This window comes from Protofrankia sp. CiP1_Cm_nod3, from assembly GCF_982290655.1.
This window is the reverse complement of record NZ_CEVIVD010000118.1, coordinates 12,467-14,750: the sequence shown is the minus strand read 5'-3', so window position 1 is coordinate 14,750 and position 2,284 is coordinate 12,467. Positions and strand designations below refer to the sequence as shown.

General features: G+C 70.8%; 1 protein-coding gene and 1 pseudogene. Both read left to right on the top strand.

The window, feature by feature from the left end:
* Nucleotides 1–726 (top strand): annotated as a pseudogene (locus AC5LUJ_RS18710) (hypothetical protein); the annotation flags it as partial.
* A 160-nt stretch (nt 727–886) separates the two neighbouring features.
* On the top strand, nt 887–2,170 hold the full coding sequence (locus tag AC5LUJ_RS18705; RefSeq protein ID WP_250281932.1) for an adenylosuccinate synthase: 1,284 nt from the start codon (nt 887–889) through the stop codon (nt 2,168–2,170).
* The last annotated feature ends 114 nt before the right edge of the window (nt 2,171–2,284 follow it).

The window sequence follows — 2,284 nt, the reverse complement described above, 5'->3', positions numbered from 1 at the left end:
TCCCCGGCGGGGGCGGGCGGCGGCGCGGAGCCACCGCCTGTCGCGGCCACCCCCGGCGGCCTGCCGTTCATCAGGGCTTCGGACGGCCTGCCGTTCACCGGGCCGCCGCCGCTCGCGGCGGTGCCGCGGTTCGCCGTGTTCCCGCCACTCACCGAGTTCCCGCGGTTCGCCGTGTTCCCGCCACCCACCGGGTTCCCGCGGTTCGCCGCGTTGCTGCCGTTCACCGGGCTGCCGCCGCTCGCGGCGCTGCCGCCGCTCGCGGCGCTGCCGCCGTTCGCCGTGTTGCCGTCACCCACCGCGTTCTCACCGGTTGCCGGGGTGTCGTCGTTCACGGGGCCGGTGTGGTTCACCGGGTGGCCGTGGCGCGGCGGGCCGCCGTCCACCGGGTTCTGCTCGGGGTCCTGTCCGGACGGGCCTGCGGCGATCTGGCCGGTGGCCGATGTGGCTATTGGTGTTGTTACTGTCGGTATTGACGTCGGTGTCGACTGTTCCGGCTGCCCGGACCGGTCCGGCTGGGTGGACGGCCGTGCCGGCCCGGACGGCTCGGCCGTGGCCGTGTCGGCGGCGGGCGGCTGGTCGGCTGCCGTGTCCCGTGCTGTGCTGGTGTTCTGGCTGGTGCTCCGGCCGGAGTCCTCGGCGCCCACGGAGCGGGCGGTGACAGCAGCCACCGTGACACCCCCGTCCCGATCGACTACTCGCCTTACCGAAATACAGACTCCACAGTAACCCTCAGTAATGCAAGTGGACTCCCGAGGGGGTGATCGGTGCGGACGGGAGTTTGATGACACCTGCGGGCAGGCGCCCGCGATGACTGCCCTGAAGATCTCGCCGTACTCCGTCGGCGATGTGACATCCCTGAGCCGGGCGGGCCAGGTAACCTCGCCCGGTGCCTGCGCTCGTGCTGATCGGTGCCCAGTGGGGCGATGAAGGCAAGGGGAAAGCGACCGACCTGCTCGGCGGTGCGGTCGACTTCGTCGTCCGGTATCAGGGGGGTAACAATGCCGGACACACCGTTGTCATCGGCGCGGAGAGCTATGCCCTGCACCTGATCCCCAGCGGCGTGCTGCGCGCGGACTGCGTGCCGGTGATCGGTAACGGCGTTGTCGTGGATCCCGGCGTCCTGCTCCAGGAGATGGACGGGCTCACCGCCCGCGGCATCGACGTGTCCCGACTGCTGATCAGCGCGAACGCACATCTGATCATGCCTCACCACCGGGCGCTCGATAAAGTCACCGAACGTTATCTCGGCAAGGCGCGGATCGGCACCACCGGCCGCGGCATAGGCCCGACCTACGGCGACAAGATCGCCCGGACCGGCATCCGCGTCCAGGACCTGCTCGACCCCGGGATCTTCCGGGCGAAGCTGGAGCTGGCGCTGCGGGAGAAGAACCAGATCCTGACCAAGATCTACAACCGGCGCGCCCTCGAGGTGGACAAGGTCGTCGACGAGTACAGCGTGTACGCGCAGCGGCTCGGGCCGCACATCGCCGACACCGGCCTCGTGCTCGACAGGGCGTTACGGGACGGCCAGGTCGTGCTCCTGGAAGGCTCCCAGGGCACCCTCCTCGACGTCGACCACGGGACCTACCCTTTCGTCACGTCGTCGAACCCGACCGCGGGCGGGGCCGCGGCCGGCTCGGGCATCGGGCCGACAAGGATCACCCGGGTGATCGGCATCTGCAAGGCGTACACGACCAGGGTCGGCTCCGGGCCGTTCCCGACCGAGCTCACCGACAAGGTCGGCGACGAGCTGCGCGCCGTCGGCGGCGAGTTCGGCGTGACCACCGGCCGGGCCCGGCGCACCGGCTGGTTCGACGCGGTGATCGCCCGCTACGCGGTGCGCGTGAACGGGCTGACCGACCTCTTCCTGACCAAGCTGGACGTGCTCTCCGGCTTCGACCGGGTACCGGTCTGCGTGGCGTACGACGTCCACGGGGTGCGGCACGACGAGATGCCGATGACGCAGACCGAGTTCCACCACGCCCGGCCGATCTACGAGGAGCTGCCCGGCTGGGGCGAGGACATCTCCCAGGCGTCGTCGTTCGACGATCTGCCGAAGGCCGCCCGCGACTACGTCAGGACGCTTGAAGAACTGGCCGGCGTGCCGGTGGCGGCCGTCGGGGTCGGCCCCGGCCGGAACCAGACGATCTCCATCCGTGACCTCGTCTGACTGACCGGCCCGACCGGAGGCAACACGGCCATGGCGGTACGGCCACGGCGTTGCGGTCGCGACAGTTCCCCGCGCAGCGGCTTCCGCGCGGGACCGGGACCGCTCCAGCCGATC